Origin of the sequence: Bacillus sp. FSL K6-0073, assembly GCF_038006085.1 — a bacterium.
GTDB lineage: Bacteria > Bacillota > Bacilli > Bacillales > Bacillaceae_G > Bacillus_A > Bacillus_A cereus.
Window position 1 is genome coordinate 2,315,950 of sequence record NZ_JBBOUN010000001.1, and the last position, 12,368, is coordinate 2,328,317.

Genomic DNA, 12,368 nt, shown 5'->3' on the forward strand with positions numbered 1-12,368 from the left:
AATATGAAGTTATTTCATACAGCGGATTGGCATTTAGGTAAGCTTGTTCATGGCGTGTATATGACTGAAGACCAAAAGATTGTATTAGATCAGTTTGTACAGGCTGTTGAAGAAGAAAAACCTGATGCTGTAATTATTGCAGGGGATTTATATGATCGAGCAATTCCACCTACAGAAGCAGTAGACTTATTAAATGATGTGCTGCAAAAAATAGTTATTGATTTACAAACACCAGTTATTGCAGTAGCTGGTAATCATGATAGTCCGGATCGTATCCATTTTGGAAGTAGTTTAATGAAAAAACAGGGCTTGCATATTGCAGGTCAATTTCAATTCCCGTATGAACCTGTTGTACTAAATGATGAATATGGAGAGGTTCACTTCCATCTAATACCGTATGCAGACCCAAGCATAGTGAGGCACGTGTTGAAAAATGAAGACGTACGTTCTCATGATGATGCGATGCGCATTTTTATGAATGAGCTCTCTGAAACGATGGATAAAGAAGCTAGACATGTATTTGTTGGACATGCATTTGTAACTTCTTCAGGAGAAGCGGAGGAGAATACAAGTGATGCAGAACGACCACTTTCAATTGGTGGTGCTGAATATGTAAATAGTCATTATTTTGATAAGTTTCATTACACAGCGCTTGGACATTTACATCAAGCGCATTTCGTACGTAATGAGACGATTCGATATTCAGGTTCACCACTTGCCTATTCAATTTCTGAAGAGAAACATAAAAAAGGTTATTACATTGTAGAACTGAATGAAACTGGTGAAGTAGCAATTGAAAAAAGGTTACTTTCACCACGTCGTAAAATGCGAACAGTAGAAGCGAAAATAGATGAATTATTACAGCACCCAGTAAGTGAAGATTACGTATTTGTAAAATTATTAGACGAAAACCCTGTCTTACAGCCAATGGAGAAAATACGATCTGTATATCCAAATGCAATGCACGTTGAAAGAGCGATGCAAAGACGAGAACTCACAGATACAAATGAAGTAACTGTTTCAAGACATAAAACGGATGATTTATCTCTTTTAAAGGCTTTCTATAAAGAAATGAAAGGGTTAGATTTATCAGAAGAGAAAGAACGCCTATTTATAGATGTATTACAAACAGTGCAAGAACGGGAAGGTGAACGAGGATGAGACCGATTCAGCTTATTATGACAGCATTCGGGCCATATAAACAGAAAGAAATAATCGATTTTGAAGATCTTGGAGAACATCGTATTTTCGCTATTTCTGGGAATACAGGAGCTGGAAAAACAACGATTTTTGATGCGATTTGTTATGTGTTATATGGTGAGGCTAGTGGAGAAGAACGTAGTGATACGAGCATGCTTCGAAGTCAATTTGCTGATGATAATGTTTATACAAGTGTTGAACTAACCTTTCAATTAAAAGGGAAACGCTATGAAATAAAACGACAACTTGGACATAAAAAACAAGGGAATAAGACCATTACAGGACATGCAGTAGAATTATATGAAGTTATTGATGGAGAAAACGTTCCAGCCGTCGATCGTTTTCATGTAACAGACGTAAACAAAAAAGTAGAAGATTTAATTGGGTTAAGTAAACATCAATTTAGCCAAATTGTTATGTTACCCCAAGGGGAATTCCGAAAATTATTAACATCTGAGACGGAAAACAAAGAAGAGATTTTACGTCGTATTTTTAAAACGGATCGTTATAAGTTAATGCGTGAGTTACTTGACCAAAAACGAAAACAATGGAAAGACGTCTTACAAGAAAAGCAGAAAGAGCGAGAGTTATACTTCCGTAATGTTTTTAAATTACCAATCCGTGATGGAGCATTATTAGAGACATTAGTGGCACAAGAACATGTAAATACGCATCAAGTAGTAGAAGCGTTAGAACAAGAAACAACCGTGTATAAGGCAGAGGTTGAGCAATTACAAGTAGAACAAGATGTTCAAACGAAGCAATTAAAGGATGCAGAAACACGTTTTCATGCAGCAAAATCTGTAAATGAGAAATTTATAGATTTACAACAAAAGAATGAGAAATATAACACTTTACAAGAGAACCGTGCAGCAATTGAAAGGAAAGAAAAATTCTTTAAACGTGCGGAACAAGCAAAGCACTTATTACCATTTGAACAATGGTATGAAGAAGCGATGGAAAATGAGCAGAAAGCTGAAAGTTTGTTAAAACAGATAATCGTCAAACAAGAACAGATAATGAATAGCTTTGAACTTGCTCAGGAGAAGTATGAAGTAGTAAAGAATAAAGAAGCTGAACGAGAAGATGCTAAAAAACTTGTTCAAAGATTAGAAGAGTTACAAGCGATCATTGAATCATTAGCTGAGAGAAAGTTGAATTTACAAAATGCCGAAATTCAAATAGGGAAATTAAAAGAAAGTATGCAAAAGTTGGATCAACAACTAGAAGAGCATACAAACCAAAAACAGAGAATGTCTGATGAATTGCAGCAATTAGAACAAGCACTTGAGCAATATATAGCTAAAGTGGAAGAACTAACGAATATGCGAGAAGATGCAAAAGTTTTAAAACAAGCATATGATGTTTGGCAAGAAAAACAAAAATTCGAGCAAGAAAAAGAAGCGGCAAATAATAAAATGCAAGTGGCAGTTCGTGCATATGAAAACATAGAGCGCCGCTGGTTAAGTGAACAAGCTGGTATATTAGCTCTTCATTTACATGACGGTGAATCTTGTCCGGTATGTGGTAGTACGAATCATCCACAAAAAGCTACAGAGCAAAGTAATGCGATCGATGAAAAAGAGTTAAACGATTTAAGAGATAAGAAGAACATTGCTGAAAAATTCCATGTGCAAGTAGAGGAGAAATGGAATTTCTATCGACTACAATATGAACAAGTGATAGAAGAAGTTGTGAAGCGCGGCTACAATTCGGAAAAATTAGCTGAAACATATAGTGCACTTGTTCAAAAAGGAAAACAATTAGCTGCAGATGTTAATACGTTAAAAGCAAGTGAAGAAACACGTAAGCAGATTGCTGCGAACATGAAAAGCGTAGAAGAAAAAATAGAAGAACTTCAGAAACAAAAACGAGAAGTGGAAACAATGCAGCACCGTACAGAAATGGAGTGTATGCAACTTCGTACGTCATATGAACATGATAAACGAAATATTCCAGAAAACTTACAAACAGTACAAGCTTGGGAAGCACAGTTTAATCAAGCTATGCAGGAACTTAGGTTAATGGAGGACGAATGGAAGAAAGTGCAGGAAGCGTATCAGCATTGGCAAAATGAAAATATACGTATTCAAGCTGAACAAAAAGGTGCTTCTAATCAATTTGAAAGTGCAAAATTAAAGAAAGAAGAGACTTTCGCACGCTTTATGAAAGAGCTAGAACAAAGTGGGTTTACAGATCAATTCACGTATAAAGAAGCCAAATTAAGCGATGCCGAGATGGAGATATTACAAAAAGAAATTCAAGGTTATTATTCATCGCTTGAAGTACTTGCAAAACAAATTGAAGAGTTAAACTCAGAATTAAAAGATAAAGAGTATATGGATATTACATCTTTAGGTGAACACATAAAAGATCTAGAAATTAATCTCGATATAATTAAAGAAAAACGTCAACGTGCGCAAAATGCGGTAACATATATTTCTGATTTACATGAAAACATTAGACGTATTGACGAACAAATTCACGAGGAAGAAAAAGCCTTCCAAGAACTTGTTGATTTATATGAAGTAATGAAAGGTGATAACGAAAGTCGTATATCATTTGAACGTTACATTTTAATTGAGTATTTAGAACAAATTGTTCAAATCGCAAACGAACGACTACGTAAATTATCAAATGGACAATTTTATTTAAAACGAAGTGAGCGAGTTGAAAAAAGAAACCGCCAAAGTGGATTAGGTTTAGATGTGTACGATGCATACACTGGCCAAACGCGCGATGTAAAAACATTATCCGGCGGAGAGAAATTTAACGCATCACTTTGCTTAGCGCTAGGAATGGCAGATGTCATTCAAGCATATGAAGGTGGTATTTCTATCGAAACGATGTTCATCGATGAAGGGTTCGGTTCATTAGATGAAGAATCATTAACGAAAGCAGTAGATGCCTTAATTGACTTACAAAAATCAGGCCGATTTATCGGTGTCATCTCACACGTTCAAGAGCTGAAAAACGCAATGCCAGCTGTATTAGAAGTAACGAAGCAGAAGGATGGATGTAGTCAGACTAGGTTTGTGGTGAAGTAAGCTTAGAAAATGGAGTAGGGAATCTATCGATACTTTTAGTGTCATATGTATGAATCATAAAACGTCGTCTCTTCATATTGGAGGCGACGTTTTATTTTATAAAATATCTATGAATTATCTGTAGAAGGCGGCGTATTCTCCAAACGATTATAAGCTTTAAAAGCTGAAATTGCCGATATAACCCCGCCTACTAAAAATAAAGTCGATCCTCCAACTAAGATGATACGACTGACATATGTTTCCCGTGCTTCTTCGACTTCTTCTTGTAACGCTGTAGGCATATGAATCCTCCCTTTATAAAAGTTGTTTTATAAATAGTATATACAAACGCCTAAAATGTGTTAAAATAACTGATGATTTTATGCAGTGGGTAATTAGATGAGTAGGATGCGAGTGGCTAAGTAAATCTTCATCACAAATTTATGTGAACTTCACATAGAGCACATATTAACATTGTATTATGTATATGTACCAAATAAATAAATAAAGTGAATGTAAGTTCTGTTTTCAAAAATTTAAAATCCTTTTATTTCTATATGAAAGTTTTAATCAAGGGTTTTAAAAAATTTGGAAATAGATCTTATGAATATGGAATTCATATAAAAGGGGAATGTCTTATGACAACATATACGAGTGAAATGAGAAAAACTTTAGTTTCAGAAGAAGATGTAGATATTTTAAAAATTATGGCGCATCCAATCCGACTGCAAATTGTAAATGAATTAAGTACGAGAAAAACTTGTAATGTAACACAATTAACAGAGTTACTGAATATTCCGCAATCTACTGTTTCACAACATTTATCAAAAATGAAGGGTAAAGTGTTACGAGCAGAGAGAAGAGGTTTAGAAATTTATTATCATATTAACAATTTAAAAGCGAGTAAGATTGTTAATGTTTTAGGGTATATAAACTAGTGAAATATTTTTATATAAAATAGCCCCTGCTGTTGAGCAGGGGCTATTTTGTGGTGTTTTATGTATTTGTATTTAAAACTTTATAGTTTTTATGGTTTACAATTGTTCGATCAAATTCAAAAGTACCACCGCTTACATTTGTAATTTCAACTAAGACCGATTCAGTATAAAGTTTTAATACAGATCCTGTAATCTTTAAATTATTTCGTTGAAAAAGTATAGTATCCCCTACGTTTGCTTTCATAGTACCTCCTCATTAAAGACAGAAATATTTTTTTATTATATATATTAAACCACGGATAGATATATTAGTGAATATTTAGTTTTATTTATTGGAAAAAAATTTGTTCTCTAATAGAAGAGTATAAAGTACTCCTATGTTAAAAGTTATATTTTATTTAAGTTTATCCCGCTATTTGTTGGGCAGTAAGACCCCCGCCTCAAAATTCAGTGGAAGCAAAGAAGTTAGGCGAGGGCCCTGTTGCCCGTAAAAGCCCGATTGGTGAGGGCTGATTAAAGTTTCACTTTTTAAAAAAGGGTTCAAAAACAAATGTAAATCGAGCTTATACAAAAACTACTTATTAAATAACTGTTACGTATTTAATAAGTAGTTTTTGTATTTCATCCTTCGTTTTTTGTAACTGATTCTACGTTTTTGACGCTCTACCTTGTAAGTGCTTACATAAACAAAAACATCTTATACAATGAAGGTGTCAAATCAAAAGAGGTGACCAAAATGAACATAAAAAAAGTAAATTTAGCGAATAGCATTGAAATAGAAAGAGGAGGCGGAAAGGTATGAAAAAATCACCTGTTAATCCATGGCTTGTTGTCCTTGGCACAGTTATAGTACAAATGGGGCTTGGGACGATATATACATGGAGTTTATTCAATCAGCCTTTAGTTAGTAAATATGGTTGGAGTCTTAACGCTGTTGCGATAACTTTCTCAATTACTAGTCTTTCTTTAGCATTTTCAACTTTATTTGCGAGTAAATTGCAAGAAAAATGGGGACTTCGTAAACTTATTATGATGGCTGGATTAGCATTAGGACTAGGATTAATACTTAGTTCACAAGCATCCTCACTAATATTACTTTATGTACTAGCGGGAGTTGTTGTAGGTTATGCAGATGGTACAGCATATATCACTTCACTATCAAATTTAATAAAGTGGTTTCCAGAGCGTAAAGGTTTAATTGCTGGTATTTCTGTCTCTGCATATGGTTCAGGTAGCTTAATCTTTAAATACGTTAACGCACAGTTGATTGAATCAGTTGGTGTATCCCAAGCATTTATATACTGGGGTTTAATTGTTACAGCTATGATTGTAATTGGTGCTTGTTTAATCCATCAAGCTGCAGATCAAGGAGCAGTTCATGAAACAAAAACTGAGGAATACACAACGAAAGAAATGTTAGGCACAAAACAAGTATACTTATTATTTATCATGTTATTTACATCATGTATGAGTGGCTTATACTTAATTGGTATGGTAAAAGACATTGGTGTTCAACTTGTAGGACTTAGCGCAGCAACAGCAGCTAATGCGGTGGCTATGGTTGCAATCTTCAATACATTAGGTCGTATCATTTTAGGACCGTTATCGGATAAAATTGGGCGTTTAAAAATCGTTACTGGTACTTTTGTTGTTATGGCGAGTTCAGTCTTAGTTCTAAGTTTTGTAGATTTAAATTATGGTATTTACTTCGTATGTGTAGCAAGTGTAGCGTTTTGCTTTGGTGGAAATATCACTATTTTCCCAGCTATTGTTGGTGATTTCTTCGGTATGAAAAACCATAGTAAGAACTACGGAATTGTGTATCAAGGATTTGGATTTGGGGCGCTTGCAGGTTCCTTTATCGGTGCACTTCTAGGTGGATTCAAACCAACGTTCATGGTAATAGGTGTATTATGTGTCGTGTCATTCATTATCGCAATTTTAATTCAAGCACCTAAACAGAAAAAAGAAAAAGAAGAAGAGTATCGTAGCGTAGCATAAGTATACAAATCTTCTATAACACTATGATTACGAAAAAGCATCCTATTCTATTAATTAGGATGCTTTTTTATGAGTTATTTTAACAAGGTTAAATTACTTTTGGGATTTTTATAGATGTAAAAGTGAGTGGAATACCCATTTGGAATATAATAAATTGATACATCGTATTCGAAATATATATTAAATCTTAAATGATAAAGAAGACATTCATTAGTATTTGTAAGATATATTTTCAGAAAAATATTGAGAAAATATATACTTGAGTTTTTCATAAAGCATTGTAAATGAACGTATCTCTAGTTTAGTTTCTTCAATTTTAAAAAGAGGACTTTGAATTTTATTTATAATATAAGTACTTTTAATGCGTTTACATATGATTTTATTAAGAAGCATTAAAATGGTTTATCTGAAAAATAAAAAAAGATTGACAAGTTTATTGAGAAACATTATCATTTCGGTGTAAGATGGTAAATGAAAAACATTATCAATAAAATGAATTTTAAAGTAATGCGCACTTGACCAATTAGTTTAGTAAGTGTATTATTTTTTACAACACAACTGATAATGAAAATCAATATCATCGGTGTTGCTTAATGAAATTAATGTTTATGTGAAAGGATAGAGAAAATGAACTTAGGGGAATTTGATGGGAAAACAGTTTTAGTAACAGGTGCAGCACAAGGCATAGGCAGTGTCGTTGCCAAAATGTTTTTAGAAAGAGGAGCCACAGTTATTGCGGTTGATCAAAATGAAGAGGGGTTAAATGTACTCTTAAATCAAAATGAATTAAACAATACACGTATGAAAACGTTTCGTTTAGATGTGAGTGATAGCGCCGCTGTTGAAGACATGGTAAATCATATTGCAAATGAAATAGCGCCAATAGATATTTTAATAAATGTTGCAGGGGTTTTACGTATGGGACCAATTCATTCGTTAAGTGATGAAGATTGGAATAAAACATTCTCTGTAAATACTACAGGGGTTTTCAATATGTCCCGAGCGGTAAGTAAAAATATGATGTTAAGAAAATCGGGGGCAATTGTTACAGTCGGTTCAAATGCGGCAAATACGCCAAGAATGGAGATGGCTGCGTATGCTGCGTCAAAGGCCGCAACGACGATGTTTATGAAATGTTTAGGACTAGAGCTTGCGGCATACAATATACGCTGCAACTTAGTTTCTCCAGGTTCTACTGAAACTGAGATGCAAAGATTACTATGGGCTGATGAGAATGGAGCTAAAAATATAATTGCTGGTTCTCAAAATACATATAGACTCGGAATTCCATTACAAAAAATTGCACAACCTTCAGAAGTTGCTGAAGCAGTGTTATTTTTAGCCTCAGATAGAGCAAGTCATATTACAATGCACAATTTATGTGTTGATGGCGGCGCTACGTTAGGAGTTTAATAAAAATTCAGGAGGTTATTATATTATGAATGAACATATAGCTGTAAAGGAATTGTCAGAAAAACTTTTAGAAGATTATAAGACTGAATCTTCATTCTTTTTCGCTTCACCAACTCGAACGATATTAGCAGAAGGAGAGTTTACTACAGTAAAGCATCGTGAAATTGAAAGTTTCCCAGAGCTTGTGCAAGCAGAATTACGTAATGCGAAACAAGCTGGAAATCCAAATCCTATCGTTGTGGGTGCTTTGCCATTTGATCGTAGAAAAGAAGTCCAACTCATCGTACCAGAATATAGCAGAATTTCTGAGCGTTTACAATTGGATACAACAAATCAGCTTGAAACAAATGAGAATGTAACATTTGAAATGACACCAATGCCAGACCCTGAAGTTTATATGAATGGTGTGAAGCAAGGAATTGAAAAAATACAGGACGGTGATTTAAAGAAAATCGTTCTATCCAGATCGTTAGATGTTAAATCTTCCGAAAAGATTGATAAGCAAAAACTTCTGCGAGAATTAGCAGAGCATAATAAGCATGGTTATACATTTGCTGTAAATTTACCGAAAGATGAAAAAGAGAACAGTAAGACGCTAATTGGAGCAAGCCCTGAATTACTTGTTTCACGTAATGGTATGCAAGTTATTTCTAACCCGTTAGCTGGTTCAAGGCCACGTAGTGAGGACCCAGTAGAAGATAAAAGAAGAGCAGAGGAATTACTTTCTGCGCCAAAAGATTTACATGAACATGCGGTAGTAGTTGAAGCGGTTGCCGCTGCACTTCGTCCGTATTGTCATACATTACATGTTCCAGAAAAGCCATCAGTTATTCATAGTGAAGCGATGTGGCATTTGTCTACAGAAGTGAAAGGTGAACTGAAGGATCCAAATACTTCTTCTTTACAATTAGCAATTGCCCTTCATCCTACGCCAGCAGTTTGCGGAACTCCGATGGAAAAAGCAAGAGAGGCTATACAGCATATTGAGCCATTTGACCGCGAGTTCTTTACAGGAATGCTAGGATGGAGCGATTTAAATGGAGATGGAGAATGGATTGTTACAATTCGTTGTGCTGAAGTACAAGAAAATACACTGCGTTTATATGCAGGAGCTGGGGTTGTTGCTGAGTCAAAACCAGAAGATGAGTTAGCAGAAACATCAGCTAAGTTCCAAACAATGCTAAAAGCTTTAGGGTTAAGAGATAGTTCACTTAATGAAAAATAGGGGGAAGAAAGAATGCTAGTAGGTTATACAGAATGGCCAAAAGAATTTGCCGATCGTTACCGAGAAGCAGGATGTTGGCTTGGTGAAACATTTGGAGGAGTGTTAAGAGAGCGGGCTGAGAAATATGGAGATCAAATCGCGGTTGTAAGTGGTAAGAAGCATATAACATATAGTGAACTTAATAAAAAGGTAGATCGTTTAGCAGCAGGTTTACTCAATTTAGGAATAAAGAAAGAGGACAGAGTTGTAATCCAGTTACCTAACATTATCGAGTTTTTCGAAATATGTTTTGCACTATTTCGAATTGGAGCGCTTCCTGTCTTTGCACTGCCTTCACATCGAAGTAGTGAAATTAGTTATTTTTGTGAGTTTGGCGAGGCGAGCGCTTACGTTATTTCAGATAAGGCTCTCGGTTTTGATTATCGAAAACTAGCAAGAGAAGTGAAAGAGAAAGTGCCAACTTTACAACATGTAATTGTAGTGGGAGAAGAAGAAGAGTTTGTGAACATAAATGATCTGTATATGGATCCCGTCTCATTACCAGAAGTTCAGCCAAGTGATGTTGCATTTCTCCAATTATCAGGAGGCACAACAGGTCTTTCTAAATTAATTCCTAGAACGCATGATGACTATATTTATAGTTTGCGTGTTAGCGCTGAAATTTGTAATTTGAATGCAGAAAGCGTCTATATGGCAGTTCTTCCAGTAGCACACAATTACCCAATGAGTTCTCCAGGGACATTTGGAACTTTCTATGCGGGTGGAAAAGTGGTATTGGCAACTGGTGGTAGTCCAGATGAGGCCTTTGCTCTTATCGAAAAAGAAAAAGTTACAATTACAGCGCTCGTTCCGCCATTAGCAATGATTTGGCTTGATGCTGCATCTTCTCGTAATGCCGATCTATCAAGCCTAGAGGTTATTCAAGTAGGTGGTGCTAAGTTTAGTGCTGAGGTTGCAAGACGTATACGCCCTACATTTGGATGTACGTTACAGCAAGTATTCGGTATGGCGGAAGGATTAGTGAACTATACAAGATTAGATGATCCGGAAGAAATTATTACTTATACACAAGGTAGACCAATGTCTGCACTCGATGAAGTGCGAGTTGTTGATGAAAATGACAACGATGTACAACCGGGCGAAGTAGGTAGTTTATTAACACGAGGTCCATATACAATTCGTGGTTACTATAAAGCCGAAGAGCATAATGCACGATCATTTACAAAGGATGGGTTTTATCGCACAGGTGATCTTGTAAAAGTAAATGAACAAGGATACATCATTGTAGAAGGAAGAGATAAAGATCAAATTAACCGTGGTGGTGAGAAAGTTGCCGCGGAAGAAGTTGAAAATCATCTATTAGCACACGATGCGGTCCATGACGTAGCAATTGTATCTATGCCTGACGATTATTTAGGTGAACGCACCTGTGCTTTTGTTATAGCTCGCGGACAAGTTCCGGCAGTAAGTGAATTAAAAATGTTTTTAAGAGAACGTGGTATAGCGGCTTATAAAATTCCAGATCGAATTGAATTTATTGAATCATTCCCGCAAACAGGAGTCGGAAAAGTCAGCAAAAAGGAACTACGTAAAGTCATTGCTGAAAAACTTATTACAGTAAAACAATAATAAAAACCGGAAGGAAGTGATTAGATGGCTATCCCATCTATTTCAGTATATAAAATGCCAATTGAATCAGAACTACCAAAAAATAAAGTGAATTGGACACCAGATTCGAAACGTGCAGTGCTTTTAATTCATGACATGCAAGAATATTTTCTTGATGCATATAGCGATAAAGAATCCCCAAAAGTAGAACTTATTTCAAATATTAAAATGATAAGAGAAAAATGTAAGGAACTTGGTATACCAGTTGTTTATACAGCACAACCTGGTGGGCAAACGTTAGAACAACGAGGTTTATTACAAGACTTTTGGGGTGACGGTATACCTGCTGGACCAGATAAAAAGAAAATTGTTGATGAACTTACTCCTGATGAGGATGATATATTCCTCACAAAATGGAGATATAGTGCATTTAAAAAGACAAATCTATTAGAAATTTTAAATGAACAAGGAAAAGATCAACTCATTATTTGCGGTATTTATGCGCATATTGGCTGTCTTTTAACAGCTTGTGAAGCATTTATGGATGGTATAGAGCCGTTCTTTGTAGCAGATGCAGTTGCTGATTTTTCACTAGAGCATCATAAACAAGCATTGGAGTATGCATCTAATAGATGTGCAGTAACGACATCAACAAACCTACTGTTAAACGATTTACAAAGTGTAAAAGATGATGAGAGTGAAGGAATCACTATACAGGAAGTGCATGAACTAGTTGCACAACTACTTCGTGAGCCAGTAGAGAGTATTGATATTGATGAGGACTTATTAAATAGAGGGCTTGATTCGGTCAGAATTATGAGTTTAGTAGAGAAGTGGCGTCGTGAAGGGAAAGAAATCACTTTTGCAGATTTAGCAGAACGTCCAACTGTTGCAGGTTGGTACAGTTTACTATCTTCACAAACAGCACAGGTGCTGTAACAAATAGACTACATAATA

General features: G+C 35.3%; 10 protein-coding genes. 8 read left to right on the top strand and 2 right to left on the bottom strand.

All coding sequences use genetic code 11. The features are described from left to right. The first annotated feature begins 3 nt into the window (after nucleotides 1–3). Together MHB52_RS12180 and MHB52_RS12185 are read left to right on the top strand one after the other, a co-directional pair. A complete protein-coding gene (locus MHB52_RS12180) occupies nucleotides 4–1,161 on the top strand; it encodes an exonuclease SbcCD subunit D (protein WP_000765150.1) in 1,158 nt (385 codons plus the stop codon). Next, the gene (locus MHB52_RS12185) at nucleotides 1,158–4,247 is read left to right on the top strand and encodes an AAA family ATPase (RefSeq protein ID WP_061664873.1); all 3,090 of its coding nucleotides are present in this window, start codon (nucleotides 1,158–1,160) and stop codon (nucleotides 4,245–4,247) included. Before MHB52_RS12180 ends, MHB52_RS12185 begins: the two co-directional genes overlap by 4 nt. Before the next feature lie 107 nt (nucleotides 4,248–4,354). Here the strand turns inward: MHB52_RS12185 and MHB52_RS12190 are convergent, their stop codons facing one another. Beyond that, nucleotides 4,355–4,528, bottom strand: coding sequence for a hypothetical protein (locus tag MHB52_RS12190; RefSeq protein ID WP_001141668.1), 174 nt, complete (start codon nucleotides 4,526–4,528; stop codon nucleotides 4,355–4,357). 336 nt (nucleotides 4,529–4,864) lie between these two features. Between MHB52_RS12190 and MHB52_RS12195 the strand changes: the two genes are divergently transcribed. Beyond that, on the top strand, nucleotides 4,865–5,164 hold the full coding sequence (locus MHB52_RS12195; RefSeq protein WP_000214801.1) for an ArsR/SmtB family transcription factor: 300 nt from the start codon (nucleotides 4,865–4,867) through the stop codon (nucleotides 5,162–5,164). Nucleotides 5,165–5,222: 58 nt separating this feature from the next. Here the strand turns inward: MHB52_RS12195 and MHB52_RS12200 are convergent, their stop codons facing one another. After that, nucleotides 5,223–5,408 carry a YkvS family protein gene (locus MHB52_RS12200; protein WP_000646793.1) on the bottom strand — a complete coding sequence of 62 codons (186 nt, stop codon included), beginning with the start codon at nucleotides 5,406–5,408 and terminating at the stop codon, nucleotides 5,223–5,225. Nucleotides 5,409–5,962: 554 nt separating this feature from the next. On the opposite strand from MHB52_RS12200, the gene MHB52_RS12205 reads away from it, so the two are divergent. The 5 genes from MHB52_RS12205 to MHB52_RS12225 all read left to right on the top strand — a co-directional run bounded on the left by MHB52_RS12205 (nucleotide 5,963) and on the right by MHB52_RS12225 (nucleotide 12,350). Continuing rightward, the gene (locus MHB52_RS12205; RefSeq protein ID WP_061664872.1) at nucleotides 5,963–7,165 is read left to right on the top strand and encodes an L-lactate MFS transporter; all 1,203 of its coding nucleotides are present in this window, start codon (nucleotides 5,963–5,965) and stop codon (nucleotides 7,163–7,165) included. A 627-nt stretch (nucleotides 7,166–7,792) separates the two neighbouring features. Beyond that, nucleotides 7,793–8,578 (top strand): 2,3-dihydro-2,3-dihydroxybenzoate dehydrogenase, encoded by a 786-nt coding sequence (dhbA, locus tag MHB52_RS12210; RefSeq protein WP_001048430.1) that lies wholly within the window; start codon nucleotides 7,793–7,795, stop codon nucleotides 8,576–8,578. 25 nt (nucleotides 8,579–8,603) lie between these two features. Continuing rightward, nucleotides 8,604–9,803 (top strand): isochorismate synthase DhbC, encoded by a 1,200-nt coding sequence (dhbC, locus tag MHB52_RS12215; protein WP_061664685.1) that lies wholly within the window; start codon nucleotides 8,604–8,606, stop codon nucleotides 9,801–9,803. Nucleotides 9,804–9,815: 12 nt separating this feature from the next. Beyond that, the gene (locus tag MHB52_RS12220; RefSeq protein ID WP_061664687.1) at nucleotides 9,816–11,432 is read left to right on the top strand and encodes a (2,3-dihydroxybenzoyl)adenylate synthase; all 1,617 of its coding nucleotides are present in this window, start codon (nucleotides 9,816–9,818) and stop codon (nucleotides 11,430–11,432) included. Nucleotides 11,433–11,456: 24 nt separating this feature from the next. After that, the gene (locus MHB52_RS12225; RefSeq protein WP_001007287.1) at nucleotides 11,457–12,350 is read left to right on the top strand and encodes an isochorismatase family protein; all 894 of its coding nucleotides are present in this window, start codon (nucleotides 11,457–11,459) and stop codon (nucleotides 12,348–12,350) included. The last annotated feature ends 18 nt before the right edge of the window (nucleotides 12,351–12,368 follow it).

Bases quoted from the DNA above. Each gene is read 5' to 3' on its own strand.
- dhbC (WP_061664685.1), top strand. From the start codon at position 8,604: ATGAATGAACATATAGCTGTAAAGGAATTGTCAGAAAAACTTTTAGAA.
- MHB52_RS12225 (WP_001007287.1), top strand. From the start codon at position 11,457: ATGGCTATCCCATCTATTTCAGTATATAAAATGCCAATTGAATCAGAA.
- MHB52_RS12220 (WP_061664687.1), top strand. From the start codon at position 9,816: ATGCTAGTAGGTTATACAGAATGGCCAAAAGAATTTGCCGATCGTTAC.
- dhbA (WP_001048430.1), top strand. From the start codon at position 7,793: ATGAACTTAGGGGAATTTGATGGGAAAACAGTTTTAGTAACAGGTGCA.
- MHB52_RS12200 (WP_000646793.1), bottom strand. From the start codon at position 5,408: ATGAAAGCAAACGTAGGGGATACTATACTTTTTCAACGAAATAATTTA.
- MHB52_RS12185 (WP_061664873.1), top strand. From the start codon at position 1,158: ATGAGACCGATTCAGCTTATTATGACAGCATTCGGGCCATATAAACAG.
- MHB52_RS12205 (WP_061664872.1), top strand. From the start codon at position 5,963: ATGAAAAAATCACCTGTTAATCCATGGCTTGTTGTCCTTGGCACAGTT.
- MHB52_RS12190 (WP_001141668.1), bottom strand. From the start codon at position 4,528: ATGCCTACAGCGTTACAAGAAGAAGTCGAAGAAGCACGGGAAACATAT.
- MHB52_RS12195 (WP_000214801.1), top strand. From the start codon at position 4,865: ATGACAACATATACGAGTGAAATGAGAAAAACTTTAGTTTCAGAAGAA.
- MHB52_RS12180 (WP_000765150.1), top strand. From the start codon at position 4: ATGAAGTTATTTCATACAGCGGATTGGCATTTAGGTAAGCTTGTTCAT.